Origin of the sequence: Neglectibacter caecimuris (assembly GCF_034335015.1) — a bacterium.
GTDB classification, from domain to species: domain Bacteria; phylum Bacillota; class Clostridia; order Oscillospirales; family Acutalibacteraceae; genus Acutalibacter; species Acutalibacter caecimuris_A.
In genome coordinates this window covers 146,756-161,843 of the sequence record NZ_JAWXXK010000004.1, presented here as the reverse complement: position 1 = coordinate 161,843, position 15,088 = coordinate 146,756, and the positions used below count along the sequence as shown (strand labels likewise).

Here is a 15,088-nt window from a genome sequence, read left to right as displayed (position 1 = left end):
CCCTTCTACCGCCGCAAGTAAATGGCCCTCTTCCAGCATTCGCTTGTGCCAGGCGCAGGAATCATACCCGGAAGGTCCGCCCGGCCCTGCCGCGCCTACGCTCACATCACTGTCAAAGGCAGCTTTTGAGATTTCTGTTAAAAGAGGAATTTGTCTTTCTTCCGCCGGAATCAATTTCATTGTGAAATCTCCTTTGCCTTCTTTCTGACGGGGATCAGCAGATCAAGCTGGTCTATTTTCAGTCCTTCGTAAGGCGTTTCCTGGATATGGTCGTGAAAATTGAGATGCTCTTCCAGGGAGCCGAACATCACCTCCGGGTCTCCGTTCCCCGAATACTCATACTCGCCGTTTGTGCGCACCCACTCGTCCAGCCAGGCCCATTCGTGGAAATTTCCCATCTGGATCATGTGGGCCGCATAGGTGCCTCCGGCAAAGTGCTTTTTCTGTAAGGGCGGCTCTACCTCCAGCTCCTCCGGGATCGTCACCCAAAATTCGTACCCGTAAAGACCGCTCTCATCCGTGGGGTTCGGATGGTTAAACCCATACATTCTGAGGCCGGGCAGCTTTTCCCACACCCGGTTTTCCCGAATAAAATCAGCAATCATAGCGCCTGCCTTATCCTCCGGCTCCTTTCCGATCACATGAGCGGAAGCTACCGTCGCGGCAGGCAGGTGCACGATGCGCACATCCTTCATGGTGTTTCTGGTTTGTTCAGCCATAGTAAGCTCCTCCTGCATGATTTGTTTTCTTTCGCTTTGCAGCTGCGTTGTGGAAAGGGAAAGGGAATTTGTCAGTTCCAGCAGTCTTCCATCGGACAGCAAAACTTCTCCGGCCGGAAGCTGCGCCCGGGATTTCAGCACGATGAGAAATTGAGACAGAACCTCCCGCACGGCGGTGAGAGCCTTCGCCTCCTCGTCCAGGGAGGCCAGATTTCGCTCCAATACGGCAATGGCGGCGGAAGCCCCCGGATCCTCCAGGATCTGCCCGATCTCCTTTAAGGAGATTCGCAGCTTTCGCAGCACAAGAATCTGCCGAAGACGGGCTATTTCTCCTTCGCTGTACACACGATAGGCATAGCCCTCCTTCCTCACGCTGGAAAGCAGCCCGGTCTTTTCATAATGGCGAAGCATGCGGGCGGATACGCCGTATTCTTTCGATACCTCGGTCACTGTCAGTAATTCTTCCTTCATAGCGCTCCCCTTTCCCAGCCGAACAGCGAATTTTTTGCTGCCCGGCTCTGACTGTTTTTAGTATAAAGTGCGACATCGTGTTCGAGTCAAGAGAAAAAAAGAAAAATTTTTTGAAAAAACCCGGAGGCAAAAAACCTCCGGGCAAAGTATTACAGGGAGAAAAGGCCTTCCCGCAGCATTTCCTGGGCAGCCAGCAAAATGCCAAGCTGACCGCTGTGATAATTTAAGCCGCCCTGCATCCACACCGCATAGGGTTCCCGCAGGGGAGCGTCGGCGGAAAGTTCAATGGAAGAACCAAGGGTAAAGGCACCGGCGGCCATGATCACATCGCTGTCATAGCCCGGCATGGGGCTGGGCTCCGGCACCACGAAGGAATCTACCGGCGCGCCCTTCTGCACCCCCCGGCAAAAGGCAATCAGGGCTTCTCTGGCACCAAGCTTTACCACCTGTACAATATCTCCCCGCTTTTCTTCCGGCCCGGGAGACACGCCATATCCCAGCTCGGAGAAAAGCCCGGCGGCGTATACGGCCGTTTTTACGGCTTCGCCTGCCACATGGGGAGCGTGAAAAGCGCCCAGAAAAAGCTCCCGGCTTTGCCCCAGCGTACAGCCCAACTCCCGGCCTGTGCCGGGTGTGGTCAGGCGGTAGGCGCAAAGCTCTACCAACTCTTTTTTGCCGGCAAGATAGCCTCCGGTAGGGGCGATCCCGCCGCCGGGATTCTTAATGAGCGAGCCCGCCATAAGATCCGCGCCATAAGAAGCGGGCTCTTCCCGCTGGGTAAATTCGCCGTAGCAATTATCCACCATAATGATGCAGCCCGGCGCTTTCCGTCTGACAAGCTCCGCCATTTTTCCGATCTCCTCCACCGTGAGAGAGGGCCGCAGGCTGTAGCCCCTGGAACGCTGGATATAGACCATTTTATAGGAGGAAGAGACCGCGCTTTCTATGGCGGCATAGTCCGGCGTGCCGTCCAGCAAAAGTTCTACCTGTTCATAGGAAATTCCAAACTCCTTGAGAGAGCCCGGCTCTTCCCTGCCGTTCATGCCGATCACGCCCTGAATGGTATCATAGGGAGTTCCGGTCAAACAGAGCATTTTATCGCCGGGACGAAGGAGGCCGAAGAGCGCCACCGTCAGGGTATGGGTGCCGCTGACAAAATTCCAGCGCACCAAGGCGTCTTCCGCTCCCAGCGCATCGGCATATACCTGATCCAGCACCTCGCGGCCGCGATCTCCGTACCCATAGCCGGTACTGCCGGCAAAATGGCTTTCGCTGACGCCAGCCCGCTGAAAAGCGGCCAGCATCTTCTGCTGGTTATACCGCTGTATTTTCTCAATTTCCTTCAGGCGGGAAGCAATCTTTTCTTCCACCCGGCCTGACAGCTCCTGAAGTTTTTGATCGATATCAAAATAAGGATAGATCAATTTTGTTCTCTCCCTTCTAGCCAGCCGGCGCGAATTTGAACCCGCTGAAAACGGGCGATATATTGCCGCTTTTCAGTTTATCGTCCTAGGTGGGCGTCAGCCCACCGTCGTCCTCTGCGCTGAAAATCGACAACATCTCACCAGTTTTCAGTTCGAAGAAGTTTTGCCGGAGTGGATTTTTGTCCGACCTAGGCAAAAGCGGAGTGAATCCTTTCGGATTCACGAGCATTTTAACAACGGGCGGGCGAAAATACGCCCGGCAAAACCGTGGTTCAAATTCGCGCCGGCTGGCTACCGCTGGGTCACTTTTGGGAGTAGACCCAGGTGTCTGTTTTCACATACCCAAGTTTTTTATAAAATTCCTGGTTCTTTTCCTTTTCCCGAAACACATACAGTGTTTTTCCGGGAAAGCAGCTTTCCACTCTGCGAACCAGGCCGGAGCCGATCCCTTGACGGCGGAACCCGGGAGCCACAGCCAGCGCAGATAAAACAGCAGCTTCCTTACTGATGGAGGATACCAGTGCGCAGCCGGAGAGCTCGCTGCCAGAATATTCCGTCAGAACCAAAGCCGCCTTATGCCGCAGCTTGTGAGAAAGATCCAAATAAAAGGGCTCAAATTCCTCCAGCATACCGGTTTCCTCCAACAGCCCAAAAATCTCCCGGATATTCACGACATAGGGATCGAAAAAGGCCTCTTCCCCAGGTTTAGTCTGTTTTTTCAGAACATCACCGGAATCGGAAACGGGCAGAGAGAGTGCCTCCGCATTGCGCACGGCGCATAAGATTGCCTGTGGACCCACTGCCCGCAGGAATTCTTTCGTTTCCTCCACATGCAGCACAGTGCCGGAGATCACCATCAGGCCGTCAGATTGGCAGAACACCGTGTCTGACTCTGTATCTACCCAAAAGCAGGAAAAGCCCTTATCAAAGCCATAGGCTAAAGCGATCCCGGCGATCTTACAGCCGAAGGGGGTTTTCTCACAGAGGCGCAGCAGCTGCTTTTGTTCTTTTTCCTGTTCCACCAATGAAAGCATGATTTTTCCTTTCCCAAATCAGACAGCGTGCGCCGCACACCAATCCGTCACATAAAGAAACCGCCCCAAAACGGGGCAGTTCTTTTCAAAAACAAATCAAAATTTAGTAAACCGAACAGCTTCCAAAACGCAGGTGCTTAGCCTACGAAATACATCACAATATTTACCACTAAAACAAACACAAAGAACCCAATGGCGATCACCTTTGTCCAGCGGGACAAAAACGCGTCGACAGAACGGGCTTTATTCTTGGAAAGGAAGGTATCGGCGCCGCCGGTAACTACACCCACATTCTTCTGGCTGCCCTCCTGAAGCAGGACAACAATGATAATGGCCAGGGAAAACACCAGCAATACGATGCCAAAAACGATTTCAAGTGCGGTCATTTATAATTCCTCCTGAAATAAACTTCAAAACAGTGCTTATAACTATACCATATTTTCTCAGGCTTTGCAAGAGCAGAACCGACCTTTTCTAAAAAAATTTCTGTTTTCCGCGTATATGCAAAATTCTTCCGGCAACAATACTAGCAAGCAACCAAGCTGCGTTTGCATGTCCGAACCCAACGGAACTATCGTCCATCAGGACCGGGGCCTATGGCCTTGTGTAATATTTCCAAGGGGCCGGGCCTCGGTTGCTCGCCCTTTGGCGCTGACCGGACATAAACCGGGCTTCAGCCAAAGGGCCAGTTTTTTGCCTTTTTTCAGAACCGGTCGTATCGCCTTTTTTCCACGCCGCGCTTTATTTCCACAGCGGAGAAGGATATACGCCCTGCTCCGTCAGAGCACGGATCCCAGCCACTACCTGCTCCTTATCCTCTTTATAGGTCACGCCATACCATTTATCGGCAGAGGAAAGTACGCTCACTTCCGCGGAGCAGGAGCCCAGCAGATTTCCAACGGTAAACGGCAGAAGGAATTCCGATTTCAGAGGATTCTTCGGCACGTCTTCCCGGAAAAACCGGAGAAAATCCTGTTCCAGCCTGGCAGTAAATCCGGCGGGGAACCCAAACAGATTCATGGAAACAATGGTATTCTCCGGCAGCGTCACCCAAGTATTGCCCTCGTCCTCCGTATAGGCGATATCCTTTTCTCGCTTTGCGATGCGAAGGCGCTCTACAATGCCGGTAAGCTTTCCGTTCTCCACCTCGCACACGCCCCGGGAAACAGTGCCGTGCTCCGTCACGGTATTCTTGAGATAATAGCCCACCATGGCGCAATCCAGCGGTTCTCCAGCTTTTGCGTTTTTCAGGTAATGATAGATCTTTTCAAAGGCCTCCCGGCCATAGAAATCGTCGGAATTGATCACCGCGTAAGGAGAATCCTTCAGGGTACGGGCCGCCACCAGCGTGGCATGAGAGGTTCCCCAGGGTTTCACACGGCCATCGGGAATGGAAAAGCCCGCGGGGATATCCTCCAGCATTTGAAACACATAGCTTATTTCCATAAATTTCCCCACATTGGGAAATACGGTTTCCTCAAAAGCGGGAAGCAACTCTTCCTTGATAACGAACAATGCTCTTTGAAAACCGGCCTTTCGCGCGTCATACAGAGAATAATCGATAATTTTTTCCCCAAAAGCGCCAATGGGGTCGATCTGCTTTAAGCCGCCGTAACGGCTTCCCATTCCTGCTGCCAAAATTACCAATACCGGTTCGCCCATACTACTATCACATTCCTTTCGCTGATAAGGGTTATTTGAGCATAAAGCTTCTGCTAAAAATTCACATCGCCATTAGGCGCGCCTTCCTCCCAGCCATCGTCCCCGCCTGTATCCTCGGGAACAGAGACCTCCGGTGTACTGTTCCATTCCTCTCCCCCGGAGCTGCTGACAATATCTGAGCTTCCCTCTCCGCCAGAGCTTTCCAGGCCGCCGGAAGAATCGATCCAGCTGCTGGTATCATTTCCGGAAGAAGCACTGCTGCTCTCCGGGTTGCTGCTGACATCGTCTCCGCTTGGAAAGCTGGAAATCAAGCCATCGTTGGAATTCGGGTCAGAATCACCGGATTCAGCCGGATAGTCCAGGTTGCTGACCCCCAGAACATGCTCGTCTAATACGACATCACTTGGAGAAGCATCCTCTTCATAAATAAAACGGTTGATATGGCGGGCCGCTTCCTCCAGGCTATACATATATACCCAGCCGCCTCTTGAATTATAGCCGCCCCGGGCATTTTCGTCTTCGCCGGGTATTGTGATGCTCTCCATGGTGAAATCGGTGAACATGATGGGGATCATACCCATGATATCCGTAAAATCCAGGCTGGTTTTGCACATGGGCATCAGCTTTCGGATCATTTCAGGGTACTCGAGCTTGCTTTTGCCCCGCACGCTTTGGATCAGCGCCTTCAGCACATTCTGCTGACGGACACTGCGGACATCATCGCTGTCAAGATACCGAATACGACCATAGGCCACCGCCTGGTTACCGTTTAAATGATAGGTGCCGCTTTCAAATTCACTGGCATCGGCATAGGCAAAATCTCTGGTGCCATAAATATTTTTCAGATAATCCGTATTGACGATCTTCGGAAAATTATCTTCATTGTAGTCTTCGTCCCACTGGCTGTTTTCCTTTTCCTCGGCAACCTCCCGGCTGAGCGCATAGAGATTTTCGTTGATTGCCTGCGCCTCCGCGCCGGAAATCTCAATATCCACACCACCTACGGCATCTACGATTTTCGCCATCTGCGCAAAATCCACCGTGACGAAATCTTCAATATTCAGGTCAAAATTGCGGTTCAGCGTTTGAACGGCAAGCTCTGAGCCGCCGTAATAGTACGCATGGGTGATCTTATCGTCCATATAATAGCTGCCGCCATTGTCATCTTTTAACTGCATGGACACGTTGGAATCCCGCAACACGGAGATCATTTTGATTTTTCCATGCTTGTTATCCACAGAAACAATCATGATGGCGTCGGAACGCACCTGGGTTTCATTGGGCCTGGCGTCCACGCCGAACAAAGCGATATTCTTAATGCTGGTATCCATCTGCACTTCAGAACGAATTCCCAGCTCTCCTTTATTTTTGCTGATCGTCTCTACCGTCAGGTCCTTCAGAAGATATCCAAACACATAATAAATCACACCGCCCGCCAAAACAAGCAACACGGCAAGCGTGATCAGGATTGCTTTTTTCGCTTTGCTTCCCTTTTTCTTCTGCCGTTCCAGCTCCTTGAGATCCTCTTTTTTCCGGTGGGAAGAGGAATAGCTGGAAACATCCTCAAACTGCTGAAGTCCGCCTTGGCGGGGTTCCTCGTAATAGTAATTATCCTGCAAAGGCTCCCTGCGGCGGCGCGCGCCGTTTTGAGCGCCGCCTTTAGAACCGCTTTTTTTAGAAGACGCCATATGCGCCGGGCCGGGCCGTCCATTCCTGTTACTCATGAAAGAGACCTCCTGTCAGTCTGTCATTCCCCCGCGGAGCTTTCCGCGGTATTCCCATACGTTTCCCAATACGGTGAACTTTCTTCAAAAATAAAGCTGCTGATACGCTGTGCGGCCGGAGCTACATCATAAATCAAATAGTAGATCTCGTCCTCAGCCCTGCCATCAAAAAGATCTGTTTCATACCGGATATCCGGTACTCTGATGGACTCTATCGAAAAATTACCAGTGAGGATCGGGGTAAGCGCTACGATATCTCCCAAGCCCAGCGAGGTCTCACAATGAGGCATCATTTCCCGGATCAGGCCCGGATAATCTGTAATTCCCATATTCAAAAGACGGCCGATCAAAAGCTGAAACACCTTTTGCTGCCGCTCTACACGGGCATAATCATTGCCGATCTCACGGATACGGCCATAGGCCACCGCCTGATTGCCATTGAGATGGAACGCGCCGCCTGTGTAGCTGCCGCCATCGATATTCAGCTCACCATTGGTATCCAAAAAATAATCTTCCCGGAGGATCACGGGATATTGCCGGTTTTCATAGGTGCCTTCTTCCCGGTCCTCTTCTATTTGATCCAGTACCTCCTGGCTCAGGGACCACAGGTTGCGGTTGATTTCCCGAACCTCCTCAGCGGTGATCTCAATATCGATGCCGCCGAAAGCGTCTACGATTTCGGCCATATGGGCAAAATTGATCGTGACATAGTTTTCAATTCCCAACCCGAAATTCTGGTTTAAGGTGCGTATGGCCAACTCCGGCCCGCCGTAAGAATAAGCCGCGTTGATTTTCGTATCCCAATTCATATATTCCCCTTTCAGGGTCTCCCCTTCAATGGGAACCTTGGTGTCTCGAAGAATCGACGTCATCTTCAGCTTCCTGTGTTTATTATCCACCGTAAAAATCATAATAACATCGGACTGCCCGGAAAAATCATCATTGCGGGAATCCACACCGAACAGAGCAATATTGGTAATGCTCTCGTCCATAATGGCAGTGGGAGAAATCCCAAGCTTTTCCGGATCTTTTGTGATGGTTGTGGTAGTAAGCCCCTCTAAAAGCACCGTGGCTGTGTAAATCATCACACTGCCGAGTAAAAGCAGCAGTGCGCAGCCCGCTGCTATTACGATTTTTAAGACAATGGGCCTCCGATGCTTTTTTCCCTGTCTGCCTGGCTCTTTCGCAGAGGAATAGCTGGAAAGATCTTCAAACTCGTGCTCGCCTTTCCGAGTTCTTTGAGCCATGGCGCCACCCCTATTCCTTTCTGTAAAACATGGTTCTCCCTATTGAAAACCGCATCATACCGGATCCAGCCGAAGCCAAGTTCAAAATAAGTATCTTCCAAATCACAAAGTTAGCTGCCTTCCCTAGCTATCATTATACCCTTTTTTACGATTTTCGTCAATCTGCAAGATCCTTTGCCTTCTTTTTGCGAAAAATGAACAGCTTGCTCAACGCATAGTTAACCACAATAATAATGACGTTTGCCAGGAGCTTCATCCACTTGTCCTCTATGTGAAGGAGATCTACTCCCACATACATGCAGCCTAAATCTAAAAAGAACGAGGCGGCACGGCATCCGAAAAATTTTGCCATTTCCAGAGCAATTCCACCGACACCGGAGACCTTGCTTTCAAACACCCAGATACGGTTCGTGAGATAGGCGAACAGAATCGCCGCAAGCTGCGCAAACGCAGTAGACCAAAGGTACGGCACACCGCAGAGATCCACCAAAAGCGTATACAGCCCCCAATTGACCAAGGTGGTCAAGCCCCCGAAAAAAACATAGAGAACGAGCTCTTTATATTTCAAAAACAAAGCTTTCAACTTCTGAACCAGCCTTTCCAAAACAAGATCATAAAACCACTTTTCCCTTTGTCCACGGAAAAAGCATGCCGCTTTTCAAGAAATCATGAGCTTTAGTATACCGCAAAAGTATCAAAAATTCAAGACAAAGAAAAAGCCCCGCTAAAGCGGGGGATCTGAAAACTGTCCAAACGCTATTGGGTAAAAAAGCTTACAGCAGCGGCTGACCGCCGGTGGAAGCCTTTTCTGATTCCATCATTTGCCGAAGCCTTTGATAAGGAGATTTTCTGCGGAAAAATTCATAAACGGAACATGCCTTATCTGCCAGAGAGACCAGTACGGATTCCCGATAGCGAGGCGGACGGCGGGTCAAGGGGAACATATGCTTTACAATGATATCCTCTTCTATCCGGGTAAGCGCAAGCTTCTGCCCCGCGTTTTCCAGGGCAATGGCAGGGTGCCGGGACCAATGGCCTTTATGGGCCGGATCGCCGTCTTGCGCGTCATAGAAAAAATAATCGTGAAGAAGCGCGCCTCTCACCAGCTCTTCAAAATGAAAGGTGAGCCTGGTAAACAGAGCAAAGCGATAGCTGTAATAGGCCACCGCTATACAATGAAGCAGCCGGGAGGTAGAACCGTGCTGGGGATATTGGGCGATCCGCCCTAAGTCGGAAACCGCCAGAAGCTTTCGATAATAGTTCTGAAAAAGATAATGATCCAAAACAAGCTTTTCAGAATTTCTTTTCATAAAATATACAGATTCCTTTCTGTAAGAGCCAGCGCTTATATTCGCTGAAGCCGCCAAAGTTCAACACTGGCTCCGCCGCTGTTTTCACTCATACCTCCGATTCGGAAAAAGGCACGCCATGTGCGGCTTTGCTTTCAGTATATCAATTTCTATGCAGAACCGCAAGAAAATTCCCACGGTAATTTGTGGAAAAGCCGACTTTGCAAAAAAAGAGCTTTCAGGAAAATTCCTGAAAGCTCTTTTACTTACTGCTTATGATTGCTTACACATCTTTTGGTTGCTTACATATCTATAAGTATATTCTGTTTTTTTGTGAAAAAGAACTTATTTCTGAATACTTAGTACATTGGTTTTCTTTCCATTTCCGGCACATCGATGTTATTTCTTTCTGCCCGCCTGTATTTGCCGAACCGGCCTTGCTTTTCCAAAGCATGAAAATGCGGTGACTAAAGGGATAACCCGCGCCTGTAATGAGGACCAAAGTTCTGCGTTGGTTTCAGAAATTCGAGCCTTCTTTCCTTATCGATTTATCCGTAAGCCTTGAGCCCACGGACATTTTTCTGCTGTGACTCTGAACTCTCCATTGGACTCAGCCGCCTTTCCCACAATCATTTCACCGTTTGCACTTTACTACCATCCGGATACGTTTCCATACTTTCTTGTTTCTTGTTTTCCGTACCACATGATCTGTTCTGCTCCCCACCGTTTTCATCCGAGGCGTTCCCGACATTACTGTTTTTCGCTCGAGATTTTGCACTTTTCGGCTACTTCCGGTTTTGCAAAGGTGATTGTGTTCTTTACTCCTGTAAACCTTTTCTTTTGTTTACAACTATATTATAGCGAGCGAGTTTCATCTTGTCAATAGATTTTTTCAAAAAAATAAAAAATTTTTATAGATAGTTACAGCGCCCTTTTCCAGCTTTTATTCCGTTTCAGGATCAAGAGCTACCTTGTGTATCACTGTGTTTTTCGGGCAGACTAGAAAAGCCATGTTCCACAAGAGCAATTTCTTTTCCTTGACTTTCCCACCCTTTTTCAGTACAATATTTTTATCGGGAAGGCGCAGTAAGGCCTTCGGAAAGGAGTGCGCATCAAGTATGGATCATGAATATGAAGCCGATCTTTTGACCTTGATCGATGACGAAGGCCAGGAGCATGAATTTGAGATCATTGACGAATTGGAAACCGACGACGGCCATTTTATGGCTTTGGTTCCCACCCAGCAGGAGCCTGAGGATATTTCTTCCGACGCTGGCACCTATTATATCTTCGAGGTCGTAGAAGAGGACGGCGAGGAGCAGCTTCAGGAAGTAGAGGACGATGAGCTGCTTGACAAGCTGGCGGAAATTTTTGAAACTCGTTTTAACGAAGCTTTCTACGAAGATTCCGAAGAATAACAGAGCGGCACGCTTGCCTGCCTGATTCGCGGACTGTGCACAAATAACCCTACACTCAAATCTCAGGGAGCCTCGCTCCGTGTGCGGATTGCAGACCTCCCGGCCCGGCTTTGACCGGTGCTGGAAGAAGGGAGCGTGAACCACATGGGAGGGCACCCACCTGCTTTTTTGTAGCAGGTTATTGAGACGCACATTACGGTCAGGCGGGTATCCTGAAAAATGAAGAAGGGCGCTTTGCGGGAAGAAAAACTGCAAAGCGCTCTTTTTTAGATGCTAGACACGGGATTCTAGATGCTAGCTGATGGCGGCGCCTTCTGCGCAATAGTAACAATGAGAATGAAGAATGAGCAATTAACAAGAAAAAGCAAGATTGAGGCAATAAATTATAGTTTATCGCACACCCTTGGCTTTCTCACCTGTCGGCTCGGTCGGTTCAGTGATATGGACAAGACCACAAAACCATGCGGAGCTGCTGACAATATTTCAGGCCAGATACTTGACATGACGGCGATTGTAGCGTAGACTGTTAAGTAGATTAACAGGAGGCAGATATGGAAAATACATCAACAGATAAGTTGTGCGAGTTATTTCTTCAAACAATTAACCAATACAAGGTTTTAGAAAAGAAAACTCACACCTATGACATTGACCCACAAATTCATCTGTCAGAAATCCATACCATTGTTGCGGTCGGAGCACATGAGGTCATCAATGTGACGGGGCTTGCCCAGTTACAGGGTACTTCCAAGAGCGCGGTATCGCAGGCCATAAGCAAGCTGGTCAAAAAAGGTTTTGTTGAAAAAAGGACTTCACCCGATACAGACAATGAAGTTGTCCTGTTGCTTACTGAAAAGGGAAAACAGGTTTACAGTATGCACGAGAGCCAACATAATTGGCTGAAGTCCCAGCTTGCAGCTGTTTTTGAAAAGTATCCACCAAACACGATTTCTGTTCTTTCTGAACTTGCCGTTGACATTCAAGCAATTTGGGCGCAGTTTTTGGAAAAATAACTGCGCCAGCATTAGTATTTTATTTTGCAATATCTGTTAAGCAGCTTAACAGAAGGAGGGGCATTTATGAGTTATGAAATAATAAATTCCATTCCTCAATTCAATTTTCAAATCAACAGGATTTTAACCTATGGCGATTTGGCTTGTCACCGAGAAGAGGTTATTAGCTATGTTTCCCAGGTCAGAATATTTAAGGAATGGCATACTGTATGGCAGAAAATCGCTACAAGAAGCGAACAGGAAAGGCGTTATCTCCATGCGGCTTACTACTATCGCATGGCGGAATTTTTCTTAAAATCCGATACGCCCGAAAAAGACATTGCTTACAAAAAATGTGTTGAAAATTTCTACAAGGCGTTTGATTTTGAATTGCATTTGAAGTATGAAAAGCACCGTGTTCCATTTAAGGGGAAAGCCCTCCACTGTTTGAAGTTTTCACCACCAAACGCGATTGGAACTGTTCTTGTATGCGGTGGCTATGATTCGTTCATTGAGGAATTTGTACTTCAAGTCTCTGAATTTGTGAAACAACGCTATGAGATTATTCTTTTTGAAGGGCCAGGACAAGGTAAATCCCTTCAAGAAAATTTATATTTCAGCTATGACTTTGAAAAAGTGGCCTCCACCGTTTTGGATTACTTTGGTATACAGCAATGTGCTATGGTCGGAATTTCATGGGGCGGTTATTTCGCCCTGCGCAGTGCGGCTTATGACAAAAGAATTACAGCAGCGGCCGCTTATGATGTGATGGACAACGGGCTGGAAGTTATGACAAACATTTTTCCAGAACCAATCCGAAGCGCGATCCGGCTCTCACACAAGTATCGCTGGCAAGGTGTACTGAACAAACTTGTAAACATTATCAGAAAGAAAAGCATTTTAGCAGACTGGGCCATTTCTCAAGGACTGCATATTACCGGAACCAAAACGCCCTATGAATTTTTTCAAAGCATCTCTTTCCATAACCTTGCATCGGCTACAGAATTGCTCACACAAGATATATTGCTTCTGGCCGGAGCGGAAGATCACTACATACCCCGAAATCAATATTATCGGTTAAAATCATCCATCCATAACGCAAAAAGTTTAACGTGCAGGCTTTTTACAAAGGCCGAAGGCGGTGAGCAGCACTGTCAAATCGGAAATCATCAGTTAGCCATAAACGCAATTTCTGATTGGCTGGCTTGCTATTTCGTGCAATAGCAAAAGTTAAAAAGACCTCGCACCAGCGTCCCACCGGGACGCGCTCACCCCTGAAAGGGGAGCTGTCAGCCGCAGGCTGACTGAGGGGTTCCGACAGTATAGTAGAAAAGGCAGGTTTTATGCTGGCTTCTAGCGAGCTGAAACCTCTCCACCACCTGACGGTGGTCCCAGAAGGTTGCAAAGCAACCTTCTTCCCCTATTCAGGGGAGGCAAGGTGTTAGTACTATTCGCTAGTCCGCTAAATTCCAATTTACCGAACAGTCCCCTTCTCTGTCATTCTGAGGAACGCAGAAAGCTATAGCTTTCTTGACGAAGAATCTCGACCTTAATTCCAGAGCAAAAGGGCAAAGGACGAGATTCTTCACCGAAAAGCCAAGTTCCCTTGCTTTTTGTTCAGTAATGACAGTTGGAAAGTGAACAAGTAACCGCCAAATTCCAATTTAGCAGGTGTTGGTTACAACCGGGCACTACTTACATCGCTTGTGCCCTCGCCCTTCATTGCTCATTCTTATTGCTCATTGCTAATTTCTAATTTCTCATTCCTTCCCTGCATTTTTCCTCCTTTGCGGCTGCTGTTTTTGGGAAAAGCGGTAATTTTTTGCGTTTATCCGGTCAAAGTGAAATGTTTCTCTTGACAGAGCCCGCGGAAAATGATACTAATAGTAGTATTGACGGCACGGATCCTGTGCCGGGCTACAGTTTTGAAATGTGGGAGGTTTTATCGATGATAGACGGAAAAGTAGCGGTGGCCGTGGTAGGCTGCGGCGGAATGGGCGGCGGCCACGCGGTGGCCATCTCCACCGGAAGCGGTCAGGCTCTTTGGATGACCGACGGCTCCAAGGGCCGGGAGCTTGAGCCCGGAGATACCGATCTGACGAAGAAAATGGTTTTGGCGGGCACCTTTGACGTGAAAGAGGAACGCCAGCAATGGGCGAAAAATCAAGGCTTTCACACCTATGAAAGCTTTGAGGAGATCCTGGCAGACGAAACGGTAGACGCCGTTTTGGTGGCTACCCCCAACGACAGCCACAAGGAGCTTTCTATCCGAGCCATGCGGGCGGGAAAGCACGTGCTGTGTGAAAAGCCTGTGATGATGAACAGCAGCGATCTGGAGGACGTCATGGCGGTTTCCACAGAAACCGGAAAAGTATTCTATCCCCGGCAAAACCGCCGCTGGGATAAGGACTACCTTGTCATGAAAAAGGTTTATGATGAAAAGCTGATCGGCAATGTTTTTCATATTGAGTCCCGCTATCAGGGTTCCCGCGGGATCCCCGGCGACTGGCGCGGCATTAAGGAAAAGGGCGGCGGCATGATGTTTGACTGGGGCGTACATCTGCTGGATCGCCTGGTTCTCATGGTGCCGGAAAAGATCAAAAAGGTCTACGCCAAAATGACCCACGTGACAAATGACGAGGTAGACGACGGCTTTTTCATGAACATGGTGTTTGAAAGCGGCATTACCGCAACGGTGGAGGTTGGCACCTGCAACTTTATCACCCTGCCCAACTGGTACATGACGGGTGATCAGGGTACCGCCGTGATCGCAGACTATAAGGACGAGGGCCGCATGGTGGTGCTGCGCAGCTGGGAGGATAAGGACGCCACTCCCATTCTCATGGGCGAGGGCCTGTCAAAAACCATGGCGCCCAGAAACGCGGACTCTGTGACTGAGCTTCCCCTTCCCTATACGTCCTATGACCGCAACGAGCTGTATTCCAATTTCTGCGATGTGGTACAGGGCAAAGCGGAACCGGTGATCAAAAATGAAGAGGCCCTGCGGGTCCTCCGCCTGATGGAAGCCGCGCTGGAATCCGATGAAAAGGGCGTTGTGATCGATTTTGAATAAATCTTAGAAACAGATGCAAAAAAGGCGAAGCTTTGAAA

Annotated in this window: 13 protein-coding genes and 1 other RNA gene; 5 read left to right on the top strand and 9 right to left on the bottom strand. The window is 49.1% G+C overall.

The features are described 5' to 3' along the window. Positions 1–176: 176 nt before the first annotated feature. The 9 genes from U8T64_RS07055 to U8T64_RS07015 form a co-directional block, all read right to left on the bottom strand. Positions 177–1,190 (bottom strand): effector binding domain-containing protein, encoded by a 1,014-nt coding sequence (locus tag U8T64_RS07055; protein ID WP_322182336.1) that lies wholly within the window; start codon positions 1,188–1,190, stop codon positions 177–179. 149 nt (positions 1,191–1,339) lie between these two features. Further along, positions 1,340–2,611, bottom strand: coding sequence for a methionine gamma-lyase family protein (locus U8T64_RS07050; protein WP_437125999.1), 1,272 nt, complete (start codon positions 2,609–2,611; stop codon positions 1,340–1,342). A gap of 305 nt (positions 2,612–2,916) precedes the next feature. After that, on the bottom strand, positions 2,917–3,648 hold the full coding sequence (locus tag U8T64_RS07045) for a GNAT family N-acetyltransferase (RefSeq protein ID WP_322182332.1): 732 nt from the start codon (positions 3,646–3,648) through the stop codon (positions 2,917–2,919). 137 nt (positions 3,649–3,785) lie between these two features. After that, positions 3,786–4,034: a preprotein translocase subunit SecG gene (gene secG / locus U8T64_RS07040; RefSeq protein ID WP_322182329.1), complete on the bottom strand. Its 249-nt coding sequence runs from the start codon at positions 4,032–4,034 to the stop codon at positions 3,786–3,788. A 355-nt stretch (positions 4,035–4,389) separates the two neighbouring features. After that, complete coding sequence (locus U8T64_RS07035) at positions 4,390–5,310, bottom strand: sugar phosphate nucleotidyltransferase (protein WP_322182327.1); 921 nt, start codon at positions 5,308–5,310, stop codon at positions 4,390–4,392. 53 nt (positions 5,311–5,363) lie between these two features. After that, positions 5,364–7,034, bottom strand: a complete 1,671-nt coding sequence (locus tag U8T64_RS07030) for an LCP family protein (protein WP_322182325.1) — start codon at positions 7,032–7,034, stop codon at positions 5,364–5,366. Between the two features lie 23 nt (positions 7,035–7,057). Further along, positions 7,058–8,281 carry an LCP family protein gene (locus U8T64_RS07025; RefSeq protein ID WP_322182323.1) on the bottom strand — a complete coding sequence of 408 codons (1,224 nt, stop codon included), beginning with the start codon at positions 8,279–8,281 and terminating at the stop codon, positions 7,058–7,060. Positions 8,282–8,438: 157 nt separating this feature from the next. Beyond that, the gene (locus U8T64_RS07020) at positions 8,439–8,864 is read right to left on the bottom strand and encodes a GtrA family protein (protein ID WP_322182321.1); all 426 of its coding nucleotides are present in this window, start codon (positions 8,862–8,864) and stop codon (positions 8,439–8,441) included. Positions 8,865–9,054: 190 nt separating this feature from the next. Next, positions 9,055–9,591: an HD domain-containing protein gene (locus U8T64_RS07015; protein ID WP_322182319.1), complete on the bottom strand. Its 537-nt coding sequence runs from the start codon at positions 9,589–9,591 to the stop codon at positions 9,055–9,057. A gap of 1,097 nt (positions 9,592–10,688) precedes the next feature. On the opposite strand from U8T64_RS07015, the gene U8T64_RS07010 reads away from it, so the two are divergent. The 5 genes from U8T64_RS07010 (at position 10,689) to U8T64_RS06990 (ending at position 15,050) form a co-directional block, all read left to right on the top strand. Next, on the top strand, positions 10,689–10,988 hold the full coding sequence (locus tag U8T64_RS07010; RefSeq protein ID WP_322182317.1) for a DUF1292 domain-containing protein: 300 nt from the start codon (positions 10,689–10,691) through the stop codon (positions 10,986–10,988). An 11-nt stretch (positions 10,989–10,999) separates the two neighbouring features. Then, a non-coding RNA gene (ssrS, locus tag U8T64_RS07005) (6S RNA) lies at positions 11,000–11,202 on the top strand. A 337-nt stretch (positions 11,203–11,539) separates the two neighbouring features. Next, positions 11,540–11,998, top strand: a complete 459-nt coding sequence (locus tag U8T64_RS07000; RefSeq protein WP_322182314.1) for a MarR family winged helix-turn-helix transcriptional regulator — start codon at positions 11,540–11,542, stop codon at positions 11,996–11,998. A 66-nt stretch (positions 11,999–12,064) separates the two neighbouring features. After that, positions 12,065–13,201, top strand: coding sequence for an alpha/beta fold hydrolase (locus tag U8T64_RS06995; protein WP_322182312.1), 1,137 nt, complete (start codon positions 12,065–12,067; stop codon positions 13,199–13,201). Positions 13,202–13,925: 724 nt separating this feature from the next. Then, a complete protein-coding gene (locus U8T64_RS06990) occupies positions 13,926–15,050 on the top strand; it encodes a Gfo/Idh/MocA family protein (protein ID WP_322182310.1) in 1,125 nt (374 codons plus the stop codon). The last annotated feature ends 38 nt before the right edge of the window (positions 15,051–15,088 follow it).

Bases quoted from the DNA above. Each gene is read 5' to 3' on its own strand.
- U8T64_RS07055 (WP_322182336.1), bottom strand. From the start codon at position 1,190: ATGAAGGAAGAATTACTGACAGTGACCGAGGTATCGAAAGAATACGGC.
- U8T64_RS07045 (WP_322182332.1), bottom strand. From the start codon at position 3,648: ATGCTTTCATTGGTGGAACAGGAAAAAGAACAAAAGCAGCTGCTGCGC.
- secG (WP_322182329.1), bottom strand. From the start codon at position 4,034: ATGACCGCACTTGAAATCGTTTTTGGCATCGTATTGCTGGTGTTTTCC.
- U8T64_RS07035 (WP_322182327.1), bottom strand. From the start codon at position 5,310: ATGGGCGAACCGGTATTGGTAATTTTGGCAGCAGGAATGGGAAGCCGT.
- U8T64_RS07030 (WP_322182325.1), bottom strand. From the start codon at position 7,034: ATGAGTAACAGGAATGGACGGCCCGGCCCGGCGCATATGGCGTCTTCT.
- U8T64_RS07025 (WP_322182323.1), bottom strand. From the start codon at position 8,281: ATGGCTCAAAGAACTCGGAAAGGCGAGCACGAGTTTGAAGATCTTTCC.
- U8T64_RS07015 (WP_322182319.1), bottom strand. From the start codon at position 9,591: ATGAAAAGAAATTCTGAAAAGCTTGTTTTGGATCATTATCTTTTTCAG.
- U8T64_RS07010 (WP_322182317.1), top strand. From the start codon at position 10,689: ATGGATCATGAATATGAAGCCGATCTTTTGACCTTGATCGATGACGAA.
- U8T64_RS07000 (WP_322182314.1), top strand. From the start codon at position 11,540: ATGGAAAATACATCAACAGATAAGTTGTGCGAGTTATTTCTTCAAACA.
- U8T64_RS06995 (WP_322182312.1), top strand. From the start codon at position 12,065: ATGAGTTATGAAATAATAAATTCCATTCCTCAATTCAATTTTCAAATC.
- U8T64_RS06990 (WP_322182310.1), top strand. From the start codon at position 13,926: ATGATAGACGGAAAAGTAGCGGTGGCCGTGGTAGGCTGCGGCGGAATG.